The 26253-nt window shown below is 59.9% G+C and carries 26 protein-coding genes and 1 pseudogene; 12 read left to right on the top strand and 15 right to left on the bottom strand.

What is annotated here, in order from left to right; genetic code table 11:
* The first annotated feature begins 231 nt into the window (after positions 1 to 231).
* A complete protein-coding gene (locus KHO07_RS10710; RefSeq protein WP_212627172.1) occupies positions 232 to 1368 on the top strand; it encodes an RHS repeat-associated core domain-containing protein in 1137 nt (378 codons plus the stop codon).
* 121 nt (positions 1369 to 1489) lie between these two features.
* A complete protein-coding gene (locus KHO07_RS10705) occupies positions 1490 to 2410 on the top strand; it encodes a LysR family transcriptional regulator (protein WP_212627171.1) in 921 nt (306 codons plus the stop codon).
* Here the strand turns inward: KHO07_RS10705 and KHO07_RS10700 are convergent.
* Entirely contained in the window at positions 2331 to 2924 is a 594-nt protein-coding gene (locus KHO07_RS10700) for a DinB family protein (protein WP_150735073.1), read from the bottom strand. The genes KHO07_RS10705 and KHO07_RS10700 overlap by 80 nt on opposite strands.
* A 281-nt stretch (positions 2925 to 3205) precedes the next feature.
* On the opposite strand from KHO07_RS10700, the gene KHO07_RS10695 reads away from it, so the two are divergent.
* Both KHO07_RS10695 and KHO07_RS10690 read left to right on the top strand, forming a co-directional pair.
* On the top strand, positions 3206 to 4222 hold the full coding sequence (locus KHO07_RS10695) for a DJ-1/PfpI family protein (protein WP_212627170.1): 1017 nt from the start codon (positions 3206 to 3208) through the stop codon (positions 4220 to 4222).
* 101 nt (positions 4223 to 4323) lie between these two features.
* Positions 4324 to 4641 carry a DUF2388 domain-containing protein gene (locus KHO07_RS10690; protein WP_150735075.1) on the top strand — a complete coding sequence of 106 codons (318 nt, stop codon included), beginning with the start codon at positions 4324 to 4326 and terminating at the stop codon, positions 4639 to 4641.
* 121 nt (positions 4642 to 4762) lie between these two features.
* On the opposite strand, the gene KHO07_RS10685 is transcribed toward KHO07_RS10690, so the two are convergent.
* The gene (locus KHO07_RS10685) at positions 4763 to 5554 is read right to left on the bottom strand and encodes an SDR family oxidoreductase (RefSeq protein ID WP_212627169.1); all 792 of its coding nucleotides are present in this window, start codon (positions 5552 to 5554) and stop codon (positions 4763 to 4765) included.
* A gap of 124 nt (positions 5555 to 5678) precedes the next feature.
* On the opposite strand from KHO07_RS10685, the gene KHO07_RS10680 reads away from it, so the two are divergent.
* A complete protein-coding gene (locus KHO07_RS10680) occupies positions 5679 to 6623 on the top strand; it encodes a GlxA family transcriptional regulator (RefSeq protein ID WP_150735077.1) in 945 nt (314 codons plus the stop codon).
* Positions 6624 to 6646: 23 nt separating this feature from the next.
* Here KHO07_RS10680 and KHO07_RS10675 read toward each other — a convergent pair whose 3' ends face one another.
* From KHO07_RS10675 to KHO07_RS10650, 6 genes and pseudogenes are all read right to left on the bottom strand, one after another.
* On the bottom strand, positions 6647 to 7312 hold the full coding sequence (locus tag KHO07_RS10675; RefSeq protein ID WP_212627168.1) for an HAD-IA family hydrolase: 666 nt from the start codon (positions 7310 to 7312) through the stop codon (positions 6647 to 6649).
* Positions 7313 to 7386: 74 nt separating this feature from the next.
* Complete coding sequence (locus KHO07_RS10670; RefSeq protein WP_212627167.1) at positions 7387 to 7785, bottom strand: response regulator; 399 nt, start codon at positions 7783 to 7785, stop codon at positions 7387 to 7389.
* Between the two features lie 112 nt (positions 7786 to 7897).
* Positions 7898 to 8002 (bottom strand): annotated as a pseudogene (locus KHO07_RS10665) (GMC oxidoreductase); the annotation flags it as partial.
* Between the two features lie 117 nt (positions 8003 to 8119).
* Entirely contained in the window at positions 8120 to 8383 is a 264-nt protein-coding gene (locus KHO07_RS10660) for a pentapeptide MXKDX repeat protein (protein ID WP_212627166.1), read from the bottom strand.
* A gap of 53 nt (positions 8384 to 8436) precedes the next feature.
* A complete protein-coding gene (locus KHO07_RS10655; protein WP_150735090.1) occupies positions 8437 to 9222 on the bottom strand; it encodes a molybdopterin-dependent oxidoreductase in 786 nt (261 codons plus the stop codon).
* Positions 9219 to 9836: a cytochrome b/b6 domain-containing protein gene (locus KHO07_RS10650; protein WP_212627165.1), complete on the bottom strand. Its 618-nt coding sequence runs from the start codon at positions 9834 to 9836 to the stop codon at positions 9219 to 9221. Before KHO07_RS10650 ends, KHO07_RS10655 begins: the two co-directional genes overlap by 4 nt.
* A 279-nt stretch (positions 9837 to 10115) precedes the next feature.
* On the opposite strand from KHO07_RS10650, the gene KHO07_RS10645 reads away from it, so the two are divergent.
* Positions 10116 to 11057 (top strand): class I SAM-dependent methyltransferase, encoded by a 942-nt coding sequence (locus KHO07_RS10645; protein ID WP_212627164.1) that lies wholly within the window; start codon positions 10116 to 10118, stop codon positions 11055 to 11057.
* 16 nt (positions 11058 to 11073) lie between these two features.
* Here KHO07_RS10645 and KHO07_RS10640 read toward each other — a convergent pair whose 3' ends face one another.
* Positions 11074 to 11847 (bottom strand): helix-turn-helix transcriptional regulator, encoded by a 774-nt coding sequence (locus KHO07_RS10640; RefSeq protein ID WP_212627163.1) that lies wholly within the window; start codon positions 11845 to 11847, stop codon positions 11074 to 11076.
* A gap of 110 nt (positions 11848 to 11957) precedes the next feature.
* Between KHO07_RS10640 and KHO07_RS10635 the strand changes: the two genes are divergently transcribed.
* Both KHO07_RS10635 and KHO07_RS10630 read left to right on the top strand, forming a co-directional pair.
* Entirely contained in the window at positions 11958 to 13061 is a 1104-nt protein-coding gene (locus KHO07_RS10635; protein ID WP_212627162.1) for an extracellular solute-binding protein, read from the top strand.
* 78 nt (positions 13062 to 13139) lie between these two features.
* Complete coding sequence (locus tag KHO07_RS10630) at positions 13140 to 14267, top strand: P1 family peptidase (protein WP_212627161.1); 1128 nt, start codon at positions 13140 to 13142, stop codon at positions 14265 to 14267.
* A 317-nt stretch (positions 14268 to 14584) separates the two neighbouring features.
* Here KHO07_RS10630 and KHO07_RS10625 read toward each other — a convergent pair whose 3' ends face one another.
* Positions 14585 to 15307, bottom strand: a complete 723-nt coding sequence (locus tag KHO07_RS10625; RefSeq protein WP_212627160.1) for a GNAT family N-acetyltransferase — start codon at positions 15305 to 15307, stop codon at positions 14585 to 14587.
* 213 nt (positions 15308 to 15520) lie between these two features.
* Between KHO07_RS10625 and paoA the strand changes: the two genes are divergently transcribed.
* The 4 genes from paoA to KHO07_RS10605 all read left to right on the top strand — a co-directional run bounded on the left by paoA (position 15521) and on the right by KHO07_RS10605 (position 20386).
* The gene (gene paoA / locus KHO07_RS10620; protein WP_212627159.1) at positions 15521 to 16144 is read left to right on the top strand and encodes an aldehyde dehydrogenase iron-sulfur subunit PaoA; all 624 of its coding nucleotides are present in this window, start codon (positions 15521 to 15523) and stop codon (positions 16142 to 16144) included.
* Complete coding sequence (locus KHO07_RS10615) at positions 16141 to 17097, top strand: xanthine dehydrogenase family protein subunit M (protein ID WP_212627158.1); 957 nt, start codon at positions 16141 to 16143, stop codon at positions 17095 to 17097. The genes paoA and KHO07_RS10615 overlap by 4 nt, the downstream gene beginning before the upstream one ends.
* Positions 17094 to 19292, top strand: a complete 2199-nt coding sequence (gene paoC, locus KHO07_RS10610; RefSeq protein ID WP_212627157.1) for an aldehyde oxidoreductase molybdenum-binding subunit PaoC — start codon at positions 17094 to 17096, stop codon at positions 19290 to 19292. The genes KHO07_RS10615 and paoC overlap by 4 nt, the downstream gene beginning before the upstream one ends.
* A 200-nt stretch (positions 19293 to 19492) precedes the next feature.
* Positions 19493 to 20386: a LysR family transcriptional regulator gene (locus KHO07_RS10605; RefSeq protein ID WP_212627156.1), complete on the top strand. Its 894-nt coding sequence runs from the start codon at positions 19493 to 19495 to the stop codon at positions 20384 to 20386.
* A 145-nt stretch (positions 20387 to 20531) separates the two neighbouring features.
* Here KHO07_RS10605 and KHO07_RS10600 read toward each other — a convergent pair whose 3' ends face one another.
* From KHO07_RS10600 to KHO07_RS10580, 5 genes are all read right to left on the bottom strand, one after another.
* Positions 20532 to 23018, bottom strand: a complete 2487-nt coding sequence (locus KHO07_RS10600) for a TonB-dependent siderophore receptor (RefSeq protein ID WP_212627155.1) — start codon at positions 23016 to 23018, stop codon at positions 20532 to 20534.
* A 119-nt stretch (positions 23019 to 23137) separates the two neighbouring features.
* The gene (locus tag KHO07_RS10595; protein ID WP_212627154.1) at positions 23138 to 24091 is read right to left on the bottom strand and encodes a FecR domain-containing protein; all 954 of its coding nucleotides are present in this window, start codon (positions 24089 to 24091) and stop codon (positions 23138 to 23140) included.
* A gap of 3 nt (positions 24092 to 24094) precedes the next feature.
* On the bottom strand, positions 24095 to 24604 hold the full coding sequence (locus tag KHO07_RS10590) for a sigma-70 family RNA polymerase sigma factor (protein ID WP_212627153.1): 510 nt from the start codon (positions 24602 to 24604) through the stop codon (positions 24095 to 24097).
* Between the two features lie 111 nt (positions 24605 to 24715).
* Positions 24716 to 25285: a YceI family protein gene (locus KHO07_RS10585; protein ID WP_150735104.1), complete on the bottom strand. Its 570-nt coding sequence runs from the start codon at positions 25283 to 25285 to the stop codon at positions 24716 to 24718.
* Positions 25286 to 25502: 217 nt separating this feature from the next.
* The gene (locus tag KHO07_RS10580; RefSeq protein WP_212627152.1) at positions 25503 to 26189 is read right to left on the bottom strand and encodes a phosphoribosyltransferase family protein; all 687 of its coding nucleotides are present in this window, start codon (positions 26187 to 26189) and stop codon (positions 25503 to 25505) included.
* Positions 26190 to 26253 lie beyond the last annotated feature (64 nt).

Below are 26253 nucleotides of genomic sequence, written 5' to 3'. Positions count from 1 at the left end.
GTACGCATAACCGTGCTCACTGCAAATCCAGTGCGGAGCAAGCTTGCTCGCGATGGGGGCAGCACATTCAACATATATGTACCTGACACATCCCTATCGCGAGCAAGCTCACTCCCACAGGTTGCGCGCAATGATTTCCCACCCCCGCACCTATCAGTTCTGATAGTTCCCACCGCTTGCAATACCGCCAATACTGAGCGCCAGCACTTAGGTACTTCGGAGCACTCGCTCATGCCATTACCAGAAAAAGTTGTCCTGTGCCAATATCGCTACGATCCCCTTGATTGGTTGATAAGCCATCAGCCATCAGGCGCGCCACAGCATCAACGCTTCTACTGTAAAAGCCGCTTGGCTACCGAAATTCAAGGGGCTACACGGCACTCCATCTTCCAAGAGGGTGATTTGCTCCTGGCACAACAACGAAGTGATGAAGGAGTAATCGACACCTCGCTGTTTGCGACTGACCAACAGCGATCGGTGTTGAACACGGTCAAGGCCAATCAGCAACGACAGCCCATTGCCTACTCACCTTATGGTTACCATCCTGCTGAAAATGAATTGCTTAGTTTGCTGGGATTCAATGGTGAACGTCCGGATCCGGTTTCCGGCCACTATTTATTGGGTAATGGTTATCGGGCGTTCAATCCGGTGTTGATGCGTTTTAATAGCTCAGATAATTTAAGCCCTTTCGGGAAGGGCGGATTGAGTTCATACATGTACTGTTTGGGAGACCCAATAAATTTGCACGATACAAATGGGAGGTTCCCGCTTCCACGATTTCTCTCAAATGCTTTCGAAGGTCTTCTGAAATCACTGGGAAGAACAAGAAAGACTTATATAAGCGGCCCCGAAAAATTATTCAAAACCTCTACAACCTCTTCAAGACCCTTTACTTATGTAGATTCTTCTTATCGAGGCAGAAGGCATTCTTCCCCTTCTGCATTATCTCCACCGCCTTCCACTGACGAACTCAAAAACTGGGATTTCTTAGGGTTTCATGGTAGCACCGAAAAAAACTCCAGTAGCTTAATATCAGGCCTCAACGCAGAACATATGGGAACCGCACATGGATTAATGGGTGGTAAAGGATTTTATGTAGCACCACACCCTAGGCTACCTATTATGTATGCTATAAATTCTTCTATTAAGAACTTGAGCCCGCCTGGGATTTTTGGCGCCTACACAAAGAACTACGCCGCGCTCAAATTGGGTCGCGACTATCGTTTTGGACTGCACGCAGGCTCTCCCAACACCCGTAAAAACCTTGAAATAGTTATCAAAGAACCCGCATACAATCTAGTCGTTATAAGAGAAGGAGATTTGCGAAAAACTGCTTTACTACCTAAATCATACGAATCGCCTTTGTAAGGCTAATCTGCCTATTAGCGCTCTATTAACATGCGTATGGGAGTGTGACCTGAGTGAATGACCACGCAGTCTGGGTTTAATGCTTTAATAATAAGAGCCCAACCCAAGCGAGTAAGCCGCGATGAACCGCAACGACCTGCGCCGCGTGGACATGAACCTGTTGGTGATTTTCGAAACCCTGATGTTCGAAAAAAACCTGACCCGGGCCGGGGAGAAGCTGTTTCTCGGCCAGCCTGCCGTCAGTGCGGCACTCGCCCGATTGCGCGATTTGTTTGATGACCCGTTGCTGGTGCGTAACGGTCGTGTGCTGGAGCCGACGCCCCGGGCGCTGGCGATTCTCAAGGAGTTGCAGCCGGCGATGGATACCATTTCCGGCGCGGTGAGTCGGGCCAAGGATTTTGATCCGTCGATCAGCCGCGATGTGTTTCGCATCGGGCTGTCCGATGATGCCGAGTTTGGTCTGTTTCCGCCGCTGCTCAAGCAGATCCGCGAAGAAGCGCAGAACGTTGTGGTGGTGGTCCGGCGGGTGAATTACTTGTTGATGTCGTCGATGCTTGCCAGCGGGGAAATTTCCGTGGGCATCAGCTACACCACGGAGTTGCCGGCCAATGCCAAACGCAAGAAATTGCGCGACCTGAGCGTCAAGGTGCTGCGCGGTGATGATCGCCCCGGCCCGCTGACCCTGGATGAATTCTGTGAGCGTCCCCATGCACTGGTGTCGTTTTCCGGGGACTTGAGCGGTGCGATCGATAACGACCTGGCCCGTATCGGACGTTCCCGTCGAGTGGTGCTGGCGGTACCGCAGTTTTCCGGCTTGCGGGCCTTGCTGGCCGGCACCGACATGCTCGCGTCGGTGCCGGACTATGCGGCGGCTTCCCTGATCGAAGGCAGCGACCAGTTGCGTGCCGATGACCCGCCGTTCGATATCAATCTGTCGGAGCTGTCGATGGTCTGGAACGGCGTCAGCGATAACGATCCGGCAGAACGTTGGTTGCGATCGCGTATTGCGGAGCACATGTCTGCTCCACTGCCGAAGCATTGAGCGAATTGAAGTTCGGGTCGGTCTCGCGCAGGTAGATCGGCAGGTCGGTCATCGGCGGCATGGCCGGGATTTCGAAGTACATCTGGATCACCCAGCCCCGGTGATAGCTGGCGTGGTTGACCACATGCATGAGCATCGCGCCGGCGCTCATGGTGCCGCTTTCACCGGAGATAAAGGTGAACCGCAAGGGTTTATCCAGCGACGCATCGGTCTGCCGGGCGCTCCAGTCGCAATACCAGTGATCGACGTTTTGTTGCGCCTGGCGCAGGTCCGGCAAGGCCGGGTGCACCACGTCATGGGAAGTCTTGAAGCCATGCCCTCGCCCTTCAAGATGAGCCTGCCAGAGGCAGTCCACGACATACATGTGATTGAGCGTGCCAATCATGTTCTTGAAAATCCCGGCGCGTTCCTTTTCAACTTCACCCGGCGGCAATTGCGCCAGATTCTCGAAGAGGCGCTGGTTGGCCCATTGTTTGTAATCGGCGAGCATGCGGGCAGTGCGTACATTGATCATCGAACTTCTCCGATGGCGAATAGCGCATCTCCCAAGGATAGCGCTATCCACGCCAAGTGCCGCGGGCGCTGATCATCGGTACGCATCAGAAAATCCGACCCGGTGGACTGCACGATCCAGCCAGTCATGATCGGCACGATTTCTGTACCTGCCGGCAGTGCTAGAGTAAAACCGCTTGTTCGACTGACATAAAACCCTGAAATAATGACAGCCGACCAATTGCGATAACCTTTAGATCGTTTGCGAATTATGATTATTCCCACTCGCTGAAACAGAAGCCTATGAACATCGCAAACTCGCCAGCCCCTCGCGAAATTCAATCTGAAGCACCGCGCCTGATCGTCTTCCTCGCTTACCCGGAAATGGGCCTGCTGGACCTGACCGGCGCGCAAACCGTGTTTTGGGCGGCCTCTCGTTATCTCAGCAGCAGCAATCTGCCGGGTTACAAACTGCAAACCGCGAGCCTCACCGGCGGCCTGATTCAAACGGCCGAAGGCCTGGCCGTCGACACCGTGCCGTTGAGTGACTTTGCTGAGCACTCGATCGACACCCTGATCGTTCCCGGGGCGCCGGTGATTATTCTGGCAATGAACAATGCCCTGGAGGTTGTCGACTGGCTGAAAAACGCCGCGACCCAGGTCAGGCGCACCGCCTCGGTGTGCAGCGGCACGTTCCTGCTCGCCGAAGCCGGATTGCTCGATGGCCGACGCGCCGCTACCCATTGGGCGATGTGCGGCATGCTCAAGGAGCGTCACCCTTCAATCGAAGTCGACAACGATGCGATCTTCGTTCAGCAGGGCTCGGTCTGGACTTCCGCCGGGGTCAGCGCCGGCATCGACCTGGCCCTGGCGCTGGTCGAAGAAGATTGTGGACGCGAATTGGCACTGTTGGTGGCGCGGGAAATGGTGGTGTTTCTCAAACGTCCCGGCGGCCAGGCTCAATACAGCGAATTGCTGCAATCGCAGACCAGCGACGGCGCCATGTTTGACGAACTGCATCTGTGGATCTCAAAAAATCTTGCGAGCAATAACCTGACAGTCGACCTGCTCGCCCAGCAGGTGCAGATGAGCCCGCGCAACTTCGCCCGGGTCTACAAACTCAAGACTGGCCGCACCCCGGCCAAAGCAGTGGAGGTGCTGCGCGTGGAAGCCGCCCGACGCCTGCTGGAAGACTCCGAACGTAATATCGATCAAATTTCCCGACTGTGCGGGTTTGGTGATGAAGAGCGTATGCGCCTGACGTTCCAGCGCAACCTGGGCGTCTCGCCAAGGGACTATCGCAATCGCTTTTCCCGTTGAATCAACGGCCAGTTGCATCGGCAGGGAACTCTTGAGCGTTGTCGTGCATCCTAAAGGGTGAGGTATTTCCTTTTTGCAACACGCTTTCAGAGGACACCGTCATGCGCCGTCTGATTATCATTTCTTCCCTTATGCTGTGCTTACCGTTCGGCTCCGCAATGGCCGATGTGGACGCAAAAGATGTCGCCACCTCGGCAGGGGTCTCCGCTTCGCTGTACTCGACGTTCAAGGACGACAAGTTGATGATTCCCGCCCGGGATGATGCGTCCAGCTTCGTTGCCAGTGACGGTGCGATTCGTGGCGTTTATCTGGAGCAGGTAATGCAAAGGGTACGTCACGAAAATCCTGGGCTCAACGCCAGTGACGAGGAACTGGCCCGTGCCATTCTCGTTCAGGACGGCACGCAAGCACTTCAATAACCAGCGTCAAACTGAGCGGTGGGGCTTGTGTCACTTCGATAGCGTTTTGGCCCTGCCTGCTTTTGGCCCCACCGTTGCACATTTAGGCTGACCCTGACGCGCCAGCGACAGGGTCGGTATTTCAGCGATAACGCGGTGCCGCTGCCGAATTTCCGAACAGCCCGCTCAACACTTGGCGCTGAGCTTCATGGCGGTCCCACTGGCTGCCATCGTGCAACCCCGGAATGGTCACCACTTCACCCTTTGCCAACCCCACCAATGCCGCATCGACCATGTCCTGCGCGGACATCACGATTTCCGGCGGCAGGTTCTCCACCGGGTTGCCCGCTTCGCTCCAGAAGTCGGTCGCGGTGGCACCCGGCAGCACTGCCTGGACGCGCACGCCTTTGTCGGACAACTCCCGATGCATCGACTGGCTCAAGCCCAGCACAAACGCCTTGGTCCCACCGTACACACCGTTGAGAATTTCCGGAGCGATGGCAACGATTGAAGAAATGTTGATCACCGTCCCGGCGCCGCGCGCGACGAAGCCAGGCACCACGGCGTAGGCCAGTCGCATCAACGCGGTGACATTAAGCGTGATCATGTCTTCCATCTCATCCACCGGGCTGCCAAGCAACGGCATGACCGCGCCGACCCCGGCGTTATTGACCAGCAGCGTGATGCTGGCATCGTTGCGCAGGATGTCTTCTACTCGCCGCACATCGGCCTTTTCCTTGAGGTCGGCGGCGACCACTTCCACGGTGCGACCCGTCTCGTCGCTCAAATGTCTGGCCAGGGCATTGAGTTTTGCCTGGCTGCGAGCGACCAGAATCAGGTCATAGCCCTGGCGGGCGAGACGGTCGGCGTACACCGCGCCAATACCCGACGATGCGCCGGTGATCAATGCAGTGCCTTTGGATGAGAGCGCCATAATCGGTTTCCTTCACAGTGGGGCGAGACATTCGCCGGTTGTGTACCGTTATAAATGCCCTCGCCCGCGTCTCAAATGACGTTTAAAGTACGGTTTTCGGACATCACCGTTTGAGGACATCCTGATGATCACCGTGGCGTTTGTAGTGTTCGAAGGCTTCCAGTCCATGGCGTTGGCGGCGATGCCGGTGTTCGAGTACGCCAACTTCAGCGCTGGCGAAACGCTGTATGACGTGCGGGTGCTATCCGCGCACGGCTGCTCGTTGCGGGCCTCCGGCGGTTTAAGTATCGGCACTGAAGCATTCGATGAGCGCGTGTTCGACACGGTGATCGTGGTCGGCGGTGATTCCATCCTCGAACAGGCGCCCGACGCGGTGCTCGAATACCTGCGCGCCAGCGTCCACACCGCACGCCGCACCGCGTCGATTTGTTCCGGGGCTTTTGTCCTGGCTCAAGCCGGTTTACTTGAGGGAAAGCGCGCGACCACCCATTGGGCGTATGTGCGACAGCTGCAGGATCGCTTCGCGGGGATCCACGTGGAGGCCGACCGGATCTACGTGATTGACGGTGCCATCTGGACCTCCGCCGGCATGACTGCCGGCATCGACCTGGCGCTGGCCATGGTCGAGAAAGACCAGGGTGCCGACCTCGCCCGTTCGGTGGCGCAGAAGCTGGTGATGTATCACCGCCGCGCGGGCGGTCAGTCGCAGCATTCGGCGCTGCTGGAACTGGAACCGAAATCCGATCGCATCCAGACCGTCTTGACCTACGCCCGGGAACACCTGGACCAAGCGCTTTCAGTCGAACAACTGGCCGAGGTGGCGCGCCTGAGTCCACGACAGTTCAGCCGGGCATTCCGTGCCGAAACCGGCCAGTCGCCGGCCAAGGCCATTGAAAACCTGCGCCTGGAAGCGGCGCGGCAAATGCTCGAACGCGGGCGTTTGACCCTCGACCAGATCGCCCTGGAAACCGGCTTCAGCGATCGCCGCCGCATGCGCGAAGCGTTCCTGCGGGCATTCGGACAGCCACCGCAGGTGATACGACGCAGTGCGCGATCAGCGTCAGCATGATCCCGGCAGGCTCGCTCCTGTATTTAGCGCTTGCGCAGGCTGAGACTTTTCTCAGCCAAATATGCCTCGACCCAATCGTAACCCGCCAACGTCGAATGCTCCGTTTGAATCGGTTGTTCATGCGCCGCCGTCACAATCAGCAGATCCGCACCCGCCGCCTCGGCCGCGAGAATCCCCACCGTGGCGTCTTCGAACACCAGGCATTGCGTAATCTCCACGCCCAGCCGTTTCGCCGCGAGCCGATAACCGCTCGGGTCGGGTTTGCCGAAGCTGACGTCTTCGGCGGTGACCATCACGTCCGGCTCAGGGATCCCCGCCGCTGCCATTCGACGCAACGCCAGCGTCCTCGGCGCTGAAGTGACAATGGCCCATTGATCAGCCGGCAGCGACTTGAGAAAAGCCGCAGCGCCGGCCACTTCCTCGACACCCTCGACATCGTCGATTTCCGCCTGGGTAATCCACGCCGCTTCCGCCTCGGCATCCACACCGGGCAAGGCCAGGCGCGTGATGGTGTCGATGGCGCGGGCACCATGGATGGTCGGCAGAAAGGTTCCGACGTCGACACCATGGCGCAAGGCCCAGGTGGTCCAGACGCGCTCGGCGGCGGCAATCGAAGTGAGGATGGTGCCGTCCATGTCGAAGAGGAAGGCACGGTAAGGGGTATTGAAGACGGATGTTTGAGCTGGCAAAAGGTCCTTCCTGTCTCAAGAGTCTGACGGATGTTTTGCGCAATCTACATGATCCGCAGCAGCACCTGCAGGACTCATCGGGATTTGAGTGCGCCTTCCACACAATCGAGCAACTGCCCCAGCGCCCAGGGTTTCTTGATGAAAGCCACCTCGTGCCGGACCCCGGAGCTTTGCGGGGTTTCGTAGCCGGACATGATCATGATCGGCTTTTCCGGCCAGCGATCGCCAAACTGATTGGCGAGATCGGCGCCATTGAGTTTGCCAGGCATGGTGATGTCCGTGAGCAACATACTGACTTGCGCAGCATGCCGCTCCAGATACTCCGCCGCAGCGTCAGCACTGGCCTGCGGCTGTACCTTGAAACCTTCGTCCTGCAGAATTTCACAGAGAAATTCCAGGATCAATGGGTCGTCCTCAACCACCAGGATCAACCCCTCAGGAAGATTTCGGTCCGCCGTCTTCAGTTGGCTCATGAACTTGCCGCTCCCTGATTGCACCTATGATTTCGCGGGCCTGAGTCCGCTACCTACACGTAGGAGCAGCGGACTCCGAGGAAATTCATTTTTGATACACCCAGGTGATAAATCAAGCGTCCTGCAGGATCAGATCAGCGCCCTTCTCGGCCACCATCAACACCGCGGCGTGGGTGTTGCCCGAGGTGACGTTGGGGAAAATCGACGCATCGATGAGCGTATTTCAACACTAGTGCCTGGCGGGGCTGTGACGATAAAAAATCATGGGGGCATGACTCAAGTCATACCCCCACACAACCTTTGCAGCCCCTAGAGGGATTTGCGTTGGTCTGGATTACTGCGACGACTCTTTTTTCATGGCGTCCTTGGACATGCTGTCCTTCTTCATGGCGTCTTTGGACATGCTGTCTTTTTTCATTGCGTCCTTGGACATCGCATCCTTGGACATCGCATCTTTCTTCATGGCGTCTTTGGACATGGCATCCTTGGACATCGAATCCTTGCTCATGCTGTCCTTGCTCATGGTGTCAGCCGCGAACACGCTAGCGGCGCCTACGGCCAGGCACATGGACAAAACGACGGTGGTCAACTTTTTCATGATGAAACTCCTTGGAGCATGGGTTTGCGGACGGTGAAGTTGTCGGACGTTCATCAGCTGCCACCGAACCAGTTGTAGCCCTGGTCTTCCCAATAGCCACCGCTGAAGGTGTTGCTGACGAAAATCGCCTGAATGTGTTTGGGGTTCTTGTAGCCCAGCTTGGTGGGCATGCGCAGCTTCATCGGGAAGCCGTACTCACGCGGCAGCACCGCGCCGTCGTAGGTCAGCGACAACTGCGTTTGCGCGTGCAGCGCGGTGGCCATGTCAATGCTGGTGTAGTAGTCGTCGGCGCATTTGAAGCCGACGTATTTGGCATCGGTGTCGGCGCCGACACGCTTGAGGAAATCGCTGAAACGCACGCCACCCCAGCGGCCGATCGCGCTCCAGCCTTCCACGCAAATGTGCCGGGTGATTTGCTCGGTCTGGGCCATGGCGCGCAGTTCTTCGAGGCGCCAGCTGCGTTTGTCGGCGACCAGCCCAGTGACTTCCAGGCGATAGCTCTCCTCCTCCACCGTCGGCGCGTCTTCGATGCCGTAGAACGCATTGAAGGGAAACGGCCGGGTGATCATCGACGCCGGATAGGTCGGGGCCATGGCGTTGGGGTTGAACAGCCAGCCCTGCACCCGGTCGTTGAAGCGCGACATCGACGACAACGCAGTCTCGACACTGTCATTGTCAGTGATGTTGCAACCGGACAGCATCGCCACGCCGCCGAGGGTCAGGCCACGCAGCAGAAACGAGCGACGCGAGCGGTCTTCGATCTGGGGGGCGAGGATCTTGCGGGCATCGGTGAGGATCGAAGCCTCATCCAGCCCGGGTACCTGAATGCGCTTTTTCATACCGGCTCCTTGCGGCCAACGATCATGGCCAACAGCGTTTTCGGCACCAGCGCGACCATCACCAGATGCACCGCCACGAAGGCCACCAACAGCGCCATGGCGAAGAAGTGCACACGGCGTGCGCCTTCGTAGCCCCACAGCAATTCACGCAGCAACGGGAACTGCACCGACTTCCACAACACCAGCCCGGAGAGCACCAGCAGCGTGATGTCGATGATCACAAACAGGTAGGCGAACCGTTGCACCTGGTTGTAATGACTGAGGTCGGCATGCCCGAGTTTTCCGCGCAATGCGGCCCACAAGTCGTGCAGCACGCCTTTGGGCGACAGCGGAAAAAAGCGTCGTTTGAGACGACCACTGAACAGATTGATGATCAGGTAGACCAGGCCGTTGATCGCCAGGAACCACATTGCCGCGAAGTGCCATTGCAAGGCGCCACCGAGCCAGCCGCCAAGGGTGATCGACGTGGGAAAGCTGAATTCGTAGATCGGCGAGGCGTTGTAGATGCGCCAGCCACTGGTGACCATCACCAGCACCGCCAGGGCATTGAGCCAATGGGTCAGGCGCAGCCAGCGTGGATGACTGGCCTTGGGTGAGGCAGATGACTGCGACATGTCCGGCTCCCGATGTTGTTGTTCGTTGGAGCCGAGTATGGGAGCCGCAAGATCGCCAAATCCTCACGCAAAGTTAAATTAATCGTGATAACTCGCCTCTCCGGACACCCCAAAACCTGTGGGAGCGGGCTTGCCCGCGATGAGGCCATCACCTTCAACATCAAGGGTGTCTGATCCACGGCTATCGCGGGCAAGCCCGCTCCCACAGGGTTTTGTGTGATCTGTAACGAGCGCATCTATGGTTAAATGCCGCCCCCCGCAAATTGCCGACCCAAATTCATGAACGCAGACGCCCTCGCCACCCTCCGCGAACACTTGCTGACCGCCCTCGCGGCAGCCCCCGCCGAAACCCGCCGCCTGTTCCACGGCCGTGGTCGCTGCTGGCCGGGGTTGGAGCAGCTGACCGTGGACTGGCTGCAAGGCGTGGTGCTGGTGGCGTTGTTCAAGGAACCGCAAGCGGCGCAACTGGAAGACTTGAAGCAACTGCTGATGGCGATCACCCAATCGCCGCAGTGGGCACAATCGGGCGCACACACGTTGCTGTTGCAACACCGCTACCTGCTGCAAAGCACCACCGAATGGCTGCTGGGCGACGTCATCGACGAAATGACCATCACCGAAGGCGGGCTGAAATACCGAGTGGATCTGGGCCGCAAGCAGAACACCGGGCTGTTCCTCGACATGCGCTACGGCCGCGATTGGGTGCGGGCCAATGCCGACGGCAAACGGGTGCTGAACCTGTTCGCCTACACCTGCGGCTTCTCGGTGGCAGCGATCGAAGGCGGTGCGACCCAAGTGGTCAACCTCGACATGTCCAGCCCGGCCCTGAGCCGTGGCCGCGACAATCACCGGCTCAATGGCCATGACCTGAGCCAGGTCACGTTCCTCGGCCACGATCTGTTCAAATCCTGGGGCAAGGTGATTGGTAAAGGCCCTTACGACCTGGTGATCATCGACCCGCCGTCGTTCCAGAAGGGCAGTTTTTTGCTGACCAAGGATTACCAGCGTGTGCTGCGCCGCTTGCCAGAATTGCTGGCTGAAAACGGCACGGTGCTGGCCTGCATGAACGATCCGGCGTTCGGTGCCGACTTCCTGATCGACGGCGTCACCCGCGAAGCACCGAGCCTGCACTTTGAACAACGGCTGGACAACCCGCCGGAGTTTCCCGATGCGGATGTGGAATGCGGGTTGAAGGCGTTGGTGTTCAAACTCGAAAACTGAAAAGCAAAGTTTGATGTCAACGCGGTTGCAGCACCAACGCGAACAACTCCCCATGCCCATTCACATTGAGCTTGTGATAAAGGTTGCGCCGATGCACCTTCACCGTCTCCGGTGAAATGCCCATCTGCTGGGCGATAGCCTTGCTGGAGAAGCCCTGCAGAATCGGCCGTGCCGTTTCGATCTCGCGTACTGACAAGCGTGCATCGAAACGATCCAGCAGCGTCGCCAGATCCCCAGCCACGACCTCGGCGACCGGCCCTTCCGGCGGCAGCAATCGCAAGTGTCGACGCATGGCGGCCAGCACCCAGTCGCGCACGCACAACAGGCGGCCCTGCTGTTCGAGGCTGAAGCGTGTCGCACGTCCCAGGGACAACCCCAGCACGGCGCCATCAACGTTGACCATGAATTGCAACTCGTCGCCGCCGACCACGCTACGGAAGTAACTGAGGTAGTACTCGCTCTGCAGGAACTGGTCCGGGGCCACCGAATCGAGGCTGTGCAAACCGTCACTGATGCCGCCACACACCGCGAGGTAAAACGGATCGAGCAGGTACATGCCGGCGCGGTAGTCTGCCAGTTCTTCGTGCTCGTCGGCGGTGGCTTTGGCGTCAAAATCGATCAGCAGGCGCGGCACCCGACTTGGCTGCATCACCGCGACCAGGGCGTTGTCGAACGGCACCAGCAGGCGCAGGGTATCGACCAGCGCCCGCCAGAACCCTTCCTCGCCCACGGAGGCAAACACACGCGCCAATCCCTGGTGCAGCGGCAACTCTTTCAACAACGCGTCCACGCACTACCCCTTTCGAGTAACCCATGATGGGAATGGGTGACGGCCACCCCTGTCGATACCCTGCAAGCTCCTGAACATCACCGGCCGCAGCAGGCCAGGAGTGCCGCATCATGAGTGGTCATCGCTCGTATTTCAATCTGGGGTTGGGCGCCTGTCTGGCGGTGTCGCTGTCGGCCGTTGCGGCCGAGAACCCGACCGTTCACGTGTACAACTGGTACGACTACATCGGCCCGACCACCCTGCATGACTTCCAGCGAGATACCGGTATCCAGCCCGTCTACGACACGTTCGACAGTGCCGAAGTACTGGAAGGCAAACTGTTGACCAGCCGTAGCGGTTACGACGTGGTGGTGGCCAGCAACTACAGTTTGCCGACACTGATCAAAGCCGGTGCCCTGGCGCCCATGCCTCGCGCCGACCTGCCTGATTTCAAGAACATGGACACCGACCTGCTGGCAAAACTGGCCAATAACGATCCGGGTAACCAGTACGCCGTGCCGTACCTGTGGGGCACCAACGGCATCGGCTACAACATCGACAAAGTGCGTGCGGTGCTCGGCGACAACGCGCCGGTGGATTCCTGGGACCTGGTGTTCAAGGAAGAGAACCTGGCCAAGCTCGGTGAATGTGGCGTGGCGATGCTTGATTCGCCTTCGGAAATGCTGCCGGTCGCCCTGCACTACCTGGGCCTGCCGCCCAACAGCACCCACCCTGCGGACTATAAAAAAGCCGAGGCGTTATTGCTCAAGTTGCGCCCGCATATCGCCTACTTCAACTCGTCGAAATTCATCAGTGATTTAGCCAACGGCAACATCTGCGTCGCGGTCGGCTGGTCCGGAGCGATGCTTGAGGCCAAAACCACCGCCGAGCAGGCCGGCAACGGCGTGAAGGTCGCCTACAGCTTGCCGAAGGAAGGCGCGCCGGTGTGGTTCGACACGCTGGTGCTGCTCAAAGATGCACCGCATCCGCAACAAGGGCTGGCCTTCATCGATTACTTGATGCACGCCGAGGTCATCGCCCCGATCAGCAATCACCTCAACTACCCCAATGGCAACCGCAATGCGACAGCCCTGGTGGCCGAGGCGACACGGAGCAATCCCGCCGTCTACCCGTCTGCCGAAGCCCTGGCCACCCTGTTCACCCTGCAACCCCTGCCGGCCGCCACCGAACGGGTGCGTACGCGGATCTGGAGCAAGGTCAAGAACGGCCAGTAGGCACACCTCTATCCCCTGCGGGATCCGCCCCCGAACACACACCTTTTTTATGCCATGAATTTGAAGAGGAGAGATCCGATGAAACCACGTGCCCGCGACCTCAACATCCAGTTTGGCCAACTGCAACCCGGCCCGCTCAATGCCATCACCGACGTGCCCGGCGTGAGGGTCGGCCACTGCGATGTGCGAGGTCGTACCGACAAAGGTCGCGACATCCTGACCGGCGTCACCGTCATCGAACCGCGTGCTGGTTCCACCAGCGAGCAACCGTGTTTCGCCGGAGTCCATGTGCTCAATGGCAATGGCGACGCCACCGGGCTGGAGTGGATTCGTGAAGCGGGTCTGCTGACCAGCCCGATTGCCTTCACCAACACCCACAGCCTGGGCGTGGTGCGCGATGCGCTGATCGCCGTGGACCGCGAGCAGCAAGCCGACGGCAGGCTCTACTGGAACATGCCGGTGGTGCTGGAAACGTATGACGGTCTGCTCAACGACATCAACGGCTTTCATGTGAAACCCGAGCACGTCGCCGAAGCTGTGCGCAGTGCCAGGAGCGGCCCGGTGACGGAAGGCAATGTCGGCGGTGGCAGCGGCATGATCTGTCATGAATTCAAGGGTGGCATCGGCACCGCCTCGCGGCGATTGGACAGTACCCTGGGCGGCTGGACCGTCGGTGCCATGGTCCAGGCTAACCATGGCATCCGCAACGAATTGCGCGTCGATGGCTACCCGGTCGGGCGATACATGGAGCAGATCGACTCACCGTTTCTCAAAGCTGCGTTGCCGCATCCGGGCATGGGTTCGATCGTGGTCTGCCTGGCGACCGATGCGCCGTTACTGCCACACCAGTGCGCACGTCTGGCGCAACGTGCCAGCCTTGGCCTGGCCCGTACCGGCGGCGGCAATGAAGACCACAGCGGCGACATCTTCATCGCCTTCGCCACCGGCAACCAGCATGTGCCCCCGGCGGCCTACGAGAGCAAAAAAGCGCCGACCACCGACAACCTGAGCATGGTCAACAACGATCACATCAGCGAGCTGTTCCTGGCCGCAACCGAAGCCGTGGAGGAAGCCATCATCAACGCCATGCTCGCCGCCGATACCGCTGAAGGTAACGGCCATGCGGTGCCGGGGCTGGATGCTCAAACGCTGCTCAAGGCACTGCGTCGGTCCGGTTGGCCGGGGGATTCGACTAGCGGTACTTGAGTGAAACACTCGGTCTTTCTAGGATGAACTTGCGCAGCCGCCTGTTTGCTCAACAAGCCGTTGCGTAAGTGGTGAGTGCACTGAACCCCTACAAGCTCACCACTTGCTTCATGCGCATCTTGAGCCTCAATGGCTCTACTTCCTCCCCATCAAAGAGCTTTGAGGCTCTTTTTTTACCTTCGAAAAACAACCTCTTTCATTGTGGAAGCGAGCCTGCTCGCGAAAGCGGTGTTTCAGTCGCAATCAATGTGACTGACACGACGCCATCGCGGGCAAGCCCGCTCCCACAGGGTTCTGGGGTGTGGAACAGATGGTGATCAAACCAGGCGCAATCGCGGACCGCTGGCAGGCACCGCATCGTCACCCAACCGTGCACGCACAAACTCATTGGCCTTGAACGTCAACTTATCCAGATGCCGGTCCCGCTGTTTCTCGGCATCGACCATCGCCCGCTTGCCATGTTTTTGCAGCAGGTAGGTATGAATCTGCCGCACTTCCAGCGAGCTGTAGATCGGCGCCACGTCCAGCAGCGCCATCAAGCCGTCGCTGCCGTGGTCGCGGGTGTTCATCAGGACCTGGGTTGCGCGCACGCCCACCACCTGAAACCCCATCGCCTCGAAATACGGCACCTTGGCCACCGCGCAAGTCAGCTCGGCATGGGGATAACGACTGACCATTTCCCGCAGCATCCGACGCGCAATGCCCTGGCGCCGATGTTCCGCCTGAACCGCCATGTACGCCACGCCGCAGGCCTCGGGATCGTCCTTGACCGGCAGATACAGCAAGAAGCCAGTCACCGTGTCCGGATCGTCCAGATCGGTGGCGACGATCAGCTCTACGTCAATGCCTTTCGCACCGCTCAACGCTTCCAGATACAGATGCACTTCGTAGCCAATCGCGTACTGGTAAACGTTGTACAGCAGGTTGCTCGGCGGTATCGCGACCATGCTGATGTCGGTCAGGTTGTCGACCACCATCTGCAGGATCTGGCTGTTGATGTGCTCGGGGCACGGCGTTTTGAAGTGCGTGATCTGCGGCATTGCGGGGGTTGGCTCCGGGGTGGCGTAAAGCGTTCGTTGCGGGCGGACATCTTAACGCGTTCCGGCCCTTTTCTGGATTCATGAGCTACGTGCATGACTCTATAGCTGAAAACGGCAAAAACATTTTCATCAAACCACTGGTCACTCCTATTGATGAGGGCTGCGAAGTGCCGCAGGGCACTGCACGCGAAAATAACCCAAGGAACTGACCTGATGACGATTTCCCGACGCACATTCCTGATTGTCGGTGCAGTGACGGCGGCCAGCGTGGCATTGCCGCCGTTCATTTCTGTGCAGGCATCCGTCGCCAATGCCGCGCGCCCGATCAAAGCCTCGGTGAAGATCTGGGTGAACGACGAACAGCGCGACCTCGACCTCGATACCCGCACCACCCTGCTCGATGCCCTGCGGGAGAACCTGCAATTGACCGGCACCAAGAAAGGCTGCGACCACGGCCAATGCGGCGCCTGTACGGTGATCGCCAATGGACGACGGATCAATTCGTGCCTGACCCTGGCCGTCATGCACGAAGGCTCGAAGATCACCACCATCGAAGGCCTCGGCACACCGCAACAGTTGCACCCCATGCAGGCCGCGTTCATCAAACACGATGGCTATCAGTGCGGTTACTGCACACCGGGGCAGATCTGTTCGGCCGTCGCCGTGCTGGGGGAAATTCGCGATGGCATACCCAGTCATGCCAGCCCCAGTCTCACTGAACCACCCAAGCTGATCGCCAGTGAAATCCAGGAACGCATGAGCGGCAACATCTGCCGTTGCGGGGCGTACTCCAACATCATCGAGGCGATCAATGAAGCCGCGGAGGCCAGCGCATGAGACCTTTCACATATCTGCGCGCGAAATCCCCGGCTGAAGCGGCCGCATTGGCAGCCCAAGCCAGCGACTCGCGGTTCATCGCCGGCGGCACCAACCTGCTCGACCTGATGAAACTCGACATCGAAACGCCCGCGCACCTGATCGACGTCAACGGTATTGGCCTGGACCGCATCGAGGCCACGACTGAAGGCGGCCTGCGTATCGGCGCCCTGGTGAGAAACACCGACCTCGCCGCCGACCCGCGCGTTCGTAAAGACTACGGCTTGCTCGCACGCGCCCTGCTCGCCGGCGCCTCCGGGCAGTTGCGCAATGTCGCCACCACCGCCGGCAACCTGCTGCAACGCACCCGCTGTCCGTACTTTTACGACATCCATCAGGCCTGCAACAAACGCCAGCCGGGCAGTGGCTGCGCGGCCATCGATGGCTTCAATCGACAACTCGGAATCATCGGCGTCAGCACCGCCTGCATCGCCACCCACCCCAGTGACATGGCCGTGGCGATGCGTGCACTGGATGCCCAGGTCGAAACGGTGAAACCCGACGGCACTACCCGCGTCATTCCCCTCGCCGAGCTGCATCGATTGCCCGGTACCACACCGAACATCGAAACCACGCTGACGGCCCACGAGTTGATCACCGCTGTCACCTTGCCGGCGCCGATTGGCGGCACTCACATTTACCAGAAGGTCAGGGACCGCTCGTCCTATGCGTTCGCCCTCATTTCGGTCGGTGCGATCATCCACAGCGACGGCAGCGGCCGCGTCGCTCTCGGCGGCGTGGCGCATAAGCCGTGGCGCGTCGAAAGTGCCGAGTCGGTCATGCCACACGGTGCGAAAGCCCTGACCGAAAAGCTGCTCGCCGGTGCGACACCCACCCATGAAAACGCCTTCAAATTGACCCTGGTCGAGCGCACGCTCGCTGCGGTGATGGCCCAAGCGAGGGAGCACGCATGAAATTCGACACGCCAGCCACCACCAACCCGATCGACCAGATGAAGGTCGTCGGCAAGGCCACCACGCGCATCGAAGGCCCGTTGAAAACCACCGGCACGGCGCATTACGCCTTCGAGCATCACAACGCCGTACCGAACCAGGCTTACGGCGTGGTGGTCGGCTCGGCCATCGCCAAGGGCCGAATCGCCTCGATGGACCTTGAGGTCGCACAAGCCGCGCCGGGCGTGCTCGCCATCGTCACCGCAGCCAATGCCGGCAAGCTTGGCAAAGGCAAATACAACACCGCTAAATTGCTCGCCGGGCCGGACATCGAGCATTACCACCAGGCCGTCGCCTTGGTGGTGGCAGAAACCTTTGAGCAGGCACGCGCCGCCGCGGAATTGGTCAACGTCAACTATGTGCGCGCCGAGGGCGTATTCGACCTCGCGGCTACTCGCGATTCGGGCAAAAAAGCCGAGGATCAAATGCCCGATACCGTACATGGCGACTTCGACGGGGCTTTCGCCGCTGCGCCGGTGCAACTGGATGCGACTTACACCACCCCCGATCAGGCCCACGCGATGATGGAACCGTTCGCCTCGATGGCGGCGTGGGACGGCGACAAGCTGACCCTGTGGACGTCCAATCAGATGATCGACTGGTCCGTCTCGGATCTGGCGACCACCCTCGGCGTGCCGAAGCAGAACGTGCGGTTGATCTCGCCGTACATTGGCGGCGGTTTTGGCGGCAAGTTGTTCATCCGCGCCGACGCGGTGCTGGCCGCGCTCGGGGCGCGCATGGCCGGCAGACCGGTGAAAGTCGCGCTCGCGCGGCCGCTGATGTTCAACAACTCGACCCACCGCCCCGCCACCATTCAACGCATTCGCATTGGCACCACGGCTGACGGAAAAATCACCGCCATGGCCCACGAAGGCTGGTCTGGCAACTTGCCGGACGGCAAGGTCGAACTGGCCGCGCAACCGAGCCAGTTGCTGTACGCCGGGGAAAACCGCCGGGTGACAATGCGCCTGTCGACCCTCGACTTGCCGGAAGGCAATGCCATGCGTGCACCGGGAGAGGCACCGGGCATGATGGCGCTGGAAATCGCCATGGATGAAATGGCAGAAAAACTGAAACTCGACCCGATCGAATTCCGCATCCTCAACGACACCCAGGTCGATCCGGTCAAACCGCAACGGCCTTTCTCGCAACGACGCTTGATCGAATGCCTGCGCACCGGGGCCGAACGGTTCGGCTGGAGCAAACGTCAGGCGCAACCGGGCACGCAACGCGAGGGCCGCTGGTTGATCGGCCAAGGCATGGCCGTTGCCTTTCGCAATAACCTGCTGGTGAAGTCGGGAGCCCGGGTTCGGCTGAATGATCAAGGCATCGTCACCGTTGAAACCGACATGACCGATATCGGCACTGGTAGCTACACGATCATCGCCCAGACCGCAGCGGAGATGATGGGGGTCAACCTCGACAAGGTCGTGGTGCGTCTCGGCGATTCGAGTTTTCCGGTGTCGGCAGGGTCCGGTGGCCAGTTCGGTGGCAACTGCTCGACGGCCGGGGTCTATGCGGCGTGCCTGAAACTTCGCGAAGCCGTTGCACAACAACTTGCAATGAAGCTGGACGATGCAACGTTCGCCGAGGGTGAAGTCCGTTCCGGCGATAAACGCGTGCCGCTGCAAGAGGCCGCGAAAAACGGAGAACTGGTGGCCGAGGATTCGATCGAGTTCGCCGAGCTGAGCAAAAAATTCCAGCAATCGACCTTCGGCGCGCACTTCGTCGAAGTCGCCGTGGACAGCGCCACCGGCGAAACCCGTGTGCGGCGGATGCTCGCGGTCTGCGCCGCCGGGCGCATCCTCAATCCGACCTCGGCACGCAGCCAGGTGATCGGTGCCATGACCATGGGCGTCGGCGCGGCATTGATGGAAGAACTGGCGATCGACAAGCGCCTGGGCTTTTTCGTCAACCATGATTTGGCCGGATACGAAGTGCCGGTGCACGCCGACATCCCGCATCAGGAAGTGATTTTCCTCGACGAGACCGATCCGGTTTCATCGCCGATGAAAGCCAAGGGTGTGGGTGAACTGGGGATTTGCGGGGTCAGTGCGGCGATCGCCAATGCGGTTTACAACGCGACGGGGATTCGAGTCCGTGAATACCCCATCACGCTGGACAAAATGCTCGATAAATTGCCGCCAATGATCTAATTCGATCGTCGGGTCACGGCGCGTCGGGATCATCCGCCGCGCTGACTTGCTCCATCCGGTCAGGCACTTTGCCGTGCTGCATCTCTGCGATGGCGATGTGGGTCATGCCGGTGGTGTGGCTGTTTCAGTGCCGATTAACTCCCTGCGTATTCCAAGGATAAGCCGCTACAATCAGGAAGACCTATGAGGGAGACTCATGAATGTTGCGTGAGAACGCCAATGACCTGCTCGCCTTTCTTGCGGTAGCGCGGGAGCGAAGTTTTACCAAGGCGGCCGGCAAACTCGGGGTTTCCCAATCGGCGCTGAGCCATACCATCCGCGGCCTCGAAGCCCGGTTGGGCTTGCGCCTGCTGACGCGTACCACCCGCAGCGTCTCGCCCACAGAAGCCGGGCAACACCTGATTGACAGCGTGGCACCGCACTTTGAAGAAATCGAAATCGGCCTGGCGGCATTGAGCAATTTGCGCGACACGCCTGCCGGCAACATCCGCATCAATGCGGTGGATCATGCCCTGGAATACATTCTGTGGCCGGTGCTCAAACCCTTTTTGGCGCAATACCCGGACATCTCGATCGAGGTGAGCTGCGATTACCGCTTCGTCGACATCGCGGCCCAGGGATTTGATGCGGGGGTGCGTCTGGGTGAAGACGTAGCGCAAGGCATGATCGCTACGCGCATCGGGCCGGACATGCGCATGGCGGTGGTGGGTTCGCCGGCCTACTTTGCCCATCGGACCCTGCCGAAAACCCCGCGCGACCTGACCGATCACCAATGCAACAACTTGCGCCTGCCCACCCACGGCGGCTTGTATGCCTGGGAGTTTGAAAAGGGAAAGGAGAGTCTCAAGGCCCGAGTCTCCGGGCAGGTCACGTTCAACGGCGTGTATCAGTTACTCACTGCCGCGCTGGATGGTTTTGGCTTGAGTTACATCCCTGAAGACCTGGTGGCGCCACATATTGCCGATGGCCGACTGGTGCGGGTACTGGAAGATTGGTGTCCGTTGTTTGCCGGCTTCCATTTGTATTACCCGAGCCGACGCCAGGCGTCGCCGGCGTTCGCATTGTTGCTGGAGGCGTTGCGGTATCGGGGGTGATGATGATTGGCGGCCCCATCGCGAACAGGCTCGCTCCCACCGGGTAGCGGGCCGCCCGGCTGTATATCGGCGGCAGCCTGATGCTCGGGTTGGCATTGATTTGCATCGTTGCCGTGATCATCAGGCCTGCCTCGCTGGCACCGAGTTACCAGTCGTAAGTCATCTCAACCGACGCCACCCGCTCCTGCCCGTAGTAGCAGCCAAACGAGTAGTTGCAGTCCGACACGTACTCGCGATCGAAGAGGTTCTGCACGTTCAGGCGGGTCTGCAAACCGCGCAGGCTTGGGTCGAGTTTGCCCATGTCATAGCTGACGGTCGCGTCGTAGACGACCCAGGACGGGACGTCGAACGAGTTGGCCGCATCCCCCGGCTTGCGTCCGGTGTAACGCGCACCAGCGCCGAAGGTCAGGCCATTGAGGGTGGCCTGGGTGAAGTGGTAGTCGACCCACATCGATGCGGAAACCGGTGACTGCGCTTCGTTGCGGTTGTCCTCGTTGCCCCAGGTGTCCTTGGTGTAGAACGAGTCCATGTAGCTGGCAGCGGCGAGGAGGTCGACGTTGTCGATGCTCGATTTGATTTCCAGCTCGACGCCGCGCGAACGCGTTTCGCCGCCCTGGGACATGTACTCCGGATAGTCATCGTCACCGGTCAGCACGTTCTTCTGTTTGATCTCATACACCGAAGCGGTGATCAGGGTCTTCTCGAACGGCTGGTACTTCACACCCACTTCGTATTGTTGACCCTCGGTCGGCTCGAAGGCCTTGCCGCCACGCTCGGGCGCCGCAGTGCCCAGCGTCGGCAGGAACGACTCGGAATAGCTGACATAGGGCGCGAGGCCGAAATCAGTGACGTAAGTCAGGCCGATACGCCCGGTGAACTTGTTGTCGCGTTTGGATTCACGGGTCGATGCGAGCAAATCCTTGTTGTCGATTTCCGCCCAGTCCTGACGCCCGCCGATGGTCAGGATCCACTGGTCCAGTTTGATCTGGTCCTGCAGGTACACCCCCGTCTGACGCAGGGTGTTGTCCCATTGGGTGGTGAGCGTTGGCGTCACGCTGCTGGTGTCGTAGTTGTTCTTGCCGTACAGGTTCACCGGCAACACGTTGTTGGCGTTGTAGCCGTCGTACTTGCGGGTGAAATGCCGATAGTCCACCCCTGCCAGCGTGGTGTGTTCCAGGGCACCGGTGTTGAATTTGTATTCGAGGTTGTTATCGACGGTCCAGGCGATGTTGTGTTGGTGCCAGTCGACCTTGGCACGATTGGCGCGGGTGTAATCGGTCACGCCGGCATCGGTGACGAAGCTGCGCAGATAGAAGCCCTTGTAACGGTCGCGCACGTCGGTGTAACGCGCAGTGGAGCGGTATTTCAGGTCCTCGCTGAAGTTGTGGCTGAAGTCATAGCCGAAAATGTACTGGTCACGCTTGTAGTCGTTGAAGTGGGTGTCGCCGGAGAAAAAGTCGCGATTGATTTTCTCGCCGTTGGGGCCACGGTTGAGGGAACCGATGCGTGGCAGCGACTGATAATCGGGCACGCCGTCGTCGCGCTGGACCTGCGCCAGCACCGTCAGGAAGGTGTCATCGGTGGGCGCCCAGGTCAGGCTCGGCGCCAGCAGCATGCGTTCGCTGCTGTTGTGCTCGACCTGTTCGCCTCCCTTGTTGGCGACGCCGATCAGGCGATAGGTGAACTGTTTCTGTTCATCGAGCGGGCCGCTGGTGTCGAAGGCACCGTTGACCCGATCGTAACTGCCCGCACCCAATTTGATCTGGCTGCGCTGCTCGGTGGTCGGGCGCTTGGAGACCATGTTGATCAAGCCACCAGGCTGGTTCTGCCCATAGAGGACCGACGACGGCCCCTTGAGCACTTCGATGCGCTCCAGGGTATAGGGATCGATTTGCGGCGCACCACCGAGGCTACCCGCGTAAGGGATGTACGCACCATCGAAATACAACGGCGTCGGCGCGAAACCACGGCTGGTGATTTCATCGGCAATCGAGTTGCGGTCGGTGTACCCGCTGGTGTTCAACCCCGGCGTGTAACGCAAGGCCTGGGTCAGGTTGCGCGCGCCTTGGGTTTCGACCTGATCGGCGGTGACCACGTTAATGGTCTGCGGGATTTCGAGGATCGGCGTGTCAGTCTTGGTGCCCGTGGCACTGCGGGTCGCCACGAGGCCGTCCACCGGTCCGTAAGCGGACTCGACGATCGCACCGGAAATACTGGTGGCCCCCAGTTGCAAGGCGGCGCCGTCACCCACCATCGGCAATAGCGAATAGCTGCCGTTGTCATGACGCACAGCCTGCAATTTGCTCCCGGCGAGCAATTGGCGCAGCCCCGCCTCCACCGAGTGACGACCCTGCAATCCCGCGGTCGTTTGGCCAATGGCAGAGCCCGGTTCAAACGACACGGTCACCCCGGCGGTGCCGGCAAACTGGGTCAACGCCGACCCCAGGGGACCTGCCGGAATATCAAATTCGGCTTCGGTGCTGGTTTGCGCCCACGCCGGTTGTGCCACGACAGCCATGCCCAACGGCACGACCAGCGCCATACCGAGCAGTGCGGCATGCACGGCGCGACTCAAGGGTCTGACAGATGGCTGGAGGGTAGAAATGCTCGAGGGGGAGTTGCGAGGGGTCATGCAGTGTCCTTTCGCCCGTGAGTGGCAGTCAATGGCAGCGTCTAAATGCGCCTCTAACTACCAAGTCGAACGAGAATCGAAATCAATAACCCCTGCGGCAAATTTTTTCGGTCAAGCACTCAAACAGGCTCCACGCTGGCCCAAAAGCGGCTGAACCGTCGGATGCGCACGGGCAAGGTCGAGGTCAGGTTGTCCAGAATGGTGTCGGTGCTGGCCAGATGAAAAGCGCCGGAGATCCGCAGCGCCGCCACCGCCGGATCACACCCCAAGTGCCCCGGACGATAACGCTGCAGTTCACGGACGAAGTCACCCAGACGCCAGTCATTGACCACCAGCATGTCGCGGGTCCAGGCGTCCGACTGCGGGACGGCGCGCAGCACGGTATCGGTGGCATCGCGGCGAAAGCTCAATTGCTGGCCGGCATCGACGCGCACCGCTGGGCCGGACAGATCGGCGCAGCGCACTTCAACCGCATGTTCCTGCACGCTGACCCGCGTTTGCTCCGCGTCGTGGCGCACGACAAAACGGGTACCCAGCGCGCGGATGCTGCCTTCAGCGGTATGGACCACGAAGGGCCGCGCCAATGAATCGCGCGCTGTCTCGATCTGGATTTCGCCCTCCAGCAAACGAATCTCGCGCAGGGTGGCGCTGTAGCGAATGTCCACCGCCGTCGCCGTGTTGAGTTGCAGTTGACTGCCATCGTCCAGTCGCACCCGGCGACGCTCGCCGGTGCCGGTGCGCTGGTCGGCCATCAACGTCGGCAGCGGTGTGGTGTTCCAGGCCAGTGTCCCTGCCCCGCCTGCCATCAACAGAATCGACAACACCTTGAGCACGTCCCGGCGTTTGGCCCGGGCGCTGGCCAGGGTCGGGCGGGCGACGGCGGGAGATAGCTGGCCAAGCTTGTCCTGCAAGCGTCCGAGGCGCTCCCATGCCTGCACATGCCGAGGATCACGCTCCAGCCAGCGCCGATGCGCTTCGCGTACGGCGTCGTCTTGCACCTCACCGCGCAAGTCGACGTACCAGCGAGCAGCGGCTTCAAGGGTGGCGAAATCCAGAGGTTGCGCACGGGCCACGGTTCAGTCCTCGATCAGCAGCAGACAGTGAGTCAGGGCGCGCACCGCGTGTTTCTTGACCGTGGTCACCGAGACATTCAGGCGTCGCCCGATCTCGACATAGTTCAGGCCATCGAGCTGGGCCAACAGGAAAATCTCGCGGGTGCGCTCACCCAGGCCGTCGAGCAAGCGATCGATTTCCATCAGGGTTTCGATGATCAGCGAACGGGTTTCCGGGGAAACCGCCACCGGCTCGGGATTATTCGCCAGGGTTTCCAGATAAGCCTGCTCCAGCGCGCGACGGCGGAACATATCGATCATCAGGCTACGAGCGATAGTGCTCAGGTAGGCGCGAGGCTCGCACAGCTCCTGGGTCTTGCGCTGGGTGAGCACGCGAACGAAGGTGTCCTGGGCCAGGTCCGCCGCGCTGTGGTTGCAGCCGAGCCGCTTGCGTAACCAGCCACACAACCAACTGTGGTGATCCTCGTAAAGCGTGTGCACGGCGTGTTGCAGCGAGAGGTCGGCGGAGGACATGGAAAAGGCCCGATACAAATTTATTTGATAATGACTCTCATTTTCTTCCAAGCCAACGCATTTTGGCAAGACCACCCCTGTGTTTCTGCGCGGCTGAGTGATGGCTTTACGTCAACGCTCAGGCGCAACTATGCGGAAACGTATGTTGATGTCGTTGGAGACAACACTGTCAGCCCATTCACCCGAACCGATCTTGAAGTCACTGCGTTTGAGCGTTAACTCGCCATCGAAAATGCCGATCGCATTTTCCGCTTTCAGCTGCACCGGCACCTCCACCTCCTGAGTGAGGCCCCTGAGCGTGAGATTGCCGGTGATCATGTAATGGTTGTTGCCGAGGTCCTTGACCTGAGTCGATTCGAAGATTGCCTTCGGATACGTGGCCGTGTCGAACCAGGCAGGCTTGGGGAGTTCGGTCCTGGCGTCACTATCGTCCACTTCGATGCTGTCGAGGTCGATGATCAACTTGGCGTGCGCATCCTGGGGGTGCGTTGTGTTGAAATCGAGAGTCCCGACGAACTTGCCGAACGTGCCATACACCCGCGAGCCCATCTGGTTGTAAGTGAAACTGAGGGTACTGGCCGCGGGATTTACTTCGGTGTATTCGACTGCATGGGCGCACGCAAACACATCGAACAAAAGGACGCAGACCCATGCAGAGAAACGCGTAGTACGAGCGTTCATTGGGCTCTCCGGGGTGCAGGTAAGCCGACAGTAGGTGGACTAAAGCAAAGAACCACCGTTTATGCCACCCGCAAAAAAAGGTTCTTCACGCAATCCCGGGGAACACAGCTAACGCGAATTCCGTAGAAGCCAGTGCTTGATCGGGATACAGCAAGTCTTCACCAGAGCAAGTGACGTTGTGCGATGCCACCGCCCTGTCCGATCGCTGGCGCGATGATCAACCGTTGGCGTCAGGCGAACCGGCTTCTCGCCGCCAGGCCCGCTGCAACAAGGCGATCACCTCGGCATCCGACGTCTGGGAAAAATCCACGTACCAGTGGCCAATCGACGTGAACCCGTCTGGGAAAAGTGGGCACACCAGCTCATCCACTTCGCCGCGTAACACCTCTGCCGTTTCAACCGGTGCCACCGGCACGGCCACCACAATGCGCGACGGCGCCTGCAATCGCGCCGCCTGCACCGCCGCCAGCATCGAAGCGCCGGTCGCCAGGCCGTCGTCGATCAGGATCACCACCTGATCCTTTAGCTGCACCGGCACCCGCAATCCTCGGTAGGCCTGCTCCCGGCGCAGCAGTTCGCGGCTCTCGCGCTCGACCACGGCCTGGAATGCAGCCTTGTCGATGGGATGAAAGCGCAGCGCTTCTTCATTGCGAATCTGAATACCGCCGCTGGCGATCGCGCCCATGGCGTACTCCGGACGGGACGGCACGCCGAGTTTGCGCACCAACATCAAATCAAGGCGAACGCCGAGCGCCGAGGCCACTTCGTAGGCCACCGGCACACCGCCTCGGGGTAAAGCGAGAATGATCACGTCAGGTCGATGGGCATAAGCGAGCAGCGGCTCCACCAGACGCCGCCCGGCGGCGGCTCGATCCTGCAGGATGGAACGGGACAAGGGGCTCATCGGAAAACCTCCCCAGGCAATAGCGCCTGTCGGTTATTTTCCCCACCACTGGATTGTCGGTGCG

This window comes from Pseudomonas sp. PP3 (genome assembly GCF_905336995.1).
GTDB lineage: Bacteria > Pseudomonadota > Gammaproteobacteria > Pseudomonadales > Pseudomonadaceae > Aquipseudomonas > Aquipseudomonas reinekei.
This window is presented reverse-complemented; position numbering and strand designations above follow the sequence as displayed.

Bases quoted from the DNA above. Each gene is read 5' to 3' on its own strand.
- KHO07_RS10615 (WP_212627158.1), top strand. From the start codon at position 16,141: ATGAGACCTTTCACATATCTGCGCGCGAAATCCCCGGCTGAAGCGGCC.
- KHO07_RS10695 (WP_212627170.1), top strand. From the start codon at position 3,206: ATGAACATCGCAAACTCGCCAGCCCCTCGCGAAATTCAATCTGAAGCA.
- KHO07_RS10670 (WP_212627167.1), bottom strand. From the start codon at position 7,785: ATGAGCCAACTGAAGACGGCGGACCGAAATCTTCCTGAGGGGTTGATC.
- KHO07_RS10685 (WP_212627169.1), bottom strand. From the start codon at position 5,554: ATGGCGCTCTCATCCAAAGGCACTGCATTGATCACCGGCGCATCGTCG.
- KHO07_RS10650 (WP_212627165.1), bottom strand. From the start codon at position 9,836: ATGTCGCAGTCATCTGCCTCACCCAAGGCCAGTCATCCACGCTGGCTG.
- KHO07_RS10660 (WP_212627166.1), bottom strand. From the start codon at position 8,383: ATGAAAAAGTTGACCACCGTCGTTTTGTCCATGTGCCTGGCCGTAGGC.
- KHO07_RS10585 (WP_150735104.1), bottom strand. From the start codon at position 25,285: ATGAACGCTCGTACTACGCGTTTCTCTGCATGGGTCTGCGTCCTTTTG.
- KHO07_RS10605 (WP_212627156.1), top strand. From the start codon at position 19,493: ATGTTGCGTGAGAACGCCAATGACCTGCTCGCCTTTCTTGCGGTAGCG.
- paoC (WP_212627157.1), top strand. From the start codon at position 17,094: ATGAAATTCGACACGCCAGCCACCACCAACCCGATCGACCAGATGAAG.
- KHO07_RS10590 (WP_212627153.1), bottom strand. From the start codon at position 24,604: ATGTCCTCCGCCGACCTCTCGCTGCAACACGCCGTGCACACGCTTTAC.
- KHO07_RS10710 (WP_212627172.1), top strand. From the start codon at position 232: ATGCCATTACCAGAAAAAGTTGTCCTGTGCCAATATCGCTACGATCCC.
- KHO07_RS10580 (WP_212627152.1), bottom strand. From the start codon at position 26,189: ATGAGCCCCTTGTCCCGTTCCATCCTGCAGGATCGAGCCGCCGCCGGG.
- KHO07_RS10690 (WP_150735075.1), top strand. From the start codon at position 4,324: ATGCGCCGTCTGATTATCATTTCTTCCCTTATGCTGTGCTTACCGTTC.
- KHO07_RS10655 (WP_150735090.1), bottom strand. From the start codon at position 9,222: ATGAAAAAGCGCATTCAGGTACCCGGGCTGGATGAGGCTTCGATCCTC.
- KHO07_RS10705 (WP_212627171.1), top strand. From the start codon at position 1,490: ATGAACCGCAACGACCTGCGCCGCGTGGACATGAACCTGTTGGTGATT.
- KHO07_RS10625 (WP_212627160.1), bottom strand. From the start codon at position 15,307: ATGCCGCAGATCACGCACTTCAAAACGCCGTGCCCCGAGCACATCAAC.
- KHO07_RS10635 (WP_212627162.1), top strand. From the start codon at position 11,958: ATGAGTGGTCATCGCTCGTATTTCAATCTGGGGTTGGGCGCCTGTCTG.
- KHO07_RS10680 (WP_150735077.1), top strand. From the start codon at position 5,679: ATGATCACCGTGGCGTTTGTAGTGTTCGAAGGCTTCCAGTCCATGGCG.
- KHO07_RS10645 (WP_212627164.1), top strand. From the start codon at position 10,116: ATGAACGCAGACGCCCTCGCCACCCTCCGCGAACACTTGCTGACCGCC.
- KHO07_RS10630 (WP_212627161.1), top strand. From the start codon at position 13,140: ATGAAACCACGTGCCCGCGACCTCAACATCCAGTTTGGCCAACTGCAA.
- KHO07_RS10700 (WP_150735073.1), bottom strand. From the start codon at position 2,924: ATGATCAATGTACGCACTGCCCGCATGCTCGCCGATTACAAACAATGG.
- KHO07_RS10600 (WP_212627155.1), bottom strand. From the start codon at position 23,018: ATGACCCCTCGCAACTCCCCCTCGAGCATTTCTACCCTCCAGCCATCT.
- paoA (WP_212627159.1), top strand. From the start codon at position 15,521: ATGACGATTTCCCGACGCACATTCCTGATTGTCGGTGCAGTGACGGCG.